This is a genomic window from Mesorhizobium sp. M1338, from assembly GCF_040318045.1.
Lineage (GTDB): Bacteria > Pseudomonadota > Alphaproteobacteria > Rhizobiales > Rhizobiaceae > Mesorhizobium.
The window spans coordinates 1-1,427 of the sequence record NZ_JAMYLL010000129.1; the positions used below are offsets into that span (position 1 = coordinate 1).

Sequence of the window (1,427 nt, forward strand, 5' to 3'; positions counted from 1 at the left end):
GGGCTAGCGTGCGCACACATTTGCTTCGGCGCAGTTCTTGAAGGCGCCAGATAGGGGTTGAAGAAGTTGAATCGTCTGTGATTCTGTAGCTGGCATTGTTGATTCTGGAGGTTTCGACGATGGCCAAGACCTGTCTGGGATACTTCGGTGACCTGCGCCTGCAAAAAAGGGGGGCATGGTGCTGGAGCGAATGTTCATGCGCCTTAGCGCGGGCATGCGCCGGCTTGCCGATACGCGCGCCGAGAAGGTCGCCTTCACGCGCCTATTTCGCAATCCCCACGTGACGGTGCGGGAGATCCTGCGCACGGCGGCGGCACGAACGGCCGAAGCGGCCGCCGGGCGCCACGTGTTGATCATCGAGGACAGCAGCGAGATCAACTATGAGGCCAAGGCTTCGCGCAAGCGAGGCCTTGGCCGTGTCGGCAACGGCAAGGATGTCGGGCTGTTCGTGCATCCGGCGCTGGCGGTGGATGCCGTGGACGGCAGCGTTTTGGGCCTTGCGGCCGCCACGATCTGGCGACGCGAGGGGCGCAAGCAGGACAATTATCAAGCCCTGCCGATCGAAGCCAAGGAAAGCTACAAATGGATCGCCACCGCCGAAGCAGCGTGCCGGGCGCTGACCGATACGCCGCTTGTCACCGTGATCGGCGACCGCGAGGCCGATATCTACGAGGTGTTTGCAAGGCTGCCTGACGCGCGCACGCATGTGCTCATCCGTGCCGTGCGGGATCGGGCTTTGGGCGAGCAGGGCCGTCTGTTCAGCGAGATCGCCAGGACGCCGGAAGTCGGTCGTATCGCCTTTGATCTGCAGGCACGTCCCGGCCGGTCGGCGCGCACCGTCAGCTTGGCCGTTCGCCTGGCTGCGGTCACTTTGCGCCAGCCACGCCTTGGCGCCGACCCCCGCGATCCCCGCGAACTTCCGCTCAACATCGTGGAAGTGCGCGAGATTGATCCGCCTTCCCCCAAGGATGCGGTGGTCTGGCGGCTTTTGACCACCCACACCGTCAACACGTTCGCCGATGCCATCGCTGTCGTCGATCTCTACCGCAAGCGTTGGATCATCGAACAGCTGTTCCGGACCTTGAAGTCACAGGCCATCGATCTGGAGGAAAGCCTGCTTGCCGACGGCGATGCACTCGAACGTTTGGCCGCAACCGCTCTGATTGCCGCCACCAGGGTCATGCAGCTCGTGCACGGGCGCGGTGCAGTTGGCCACACCGTCAAGGCGGCTCGCCTCTTCGGCTCAACCGAGGTCACCGTTCTCGAAAGGCTGATCGACAATCTCGAGGGCAAAACCGAAAGGCAGAAGAACCCGCATCCATCACACAGCCTCGCATGGGCGGCCTGGTGTATCGCGCGTCTGGGAGGCTGGAACGGCTATGCAAAGGAGCGACCACCGGGGCCCATCACCTTCTGCAACGGCCTCA

At 63.3% G+C, this 1,427-nt stretch carries 1 protein-coding gene; it reads left to right on the top strand.

Features of this window, described 5'->3' with window-relative positions:
• Nucleotides 1–196: 196 nt before the first annotated feature.
• Nucleotides 197–1,427, top strand: a 1,231-nt coding sequence (locus NKH19_RS33255; protein WP_352983933.1) for an IS4 family transposase, incomplete at its 3' end; no start/stop codon positions are given.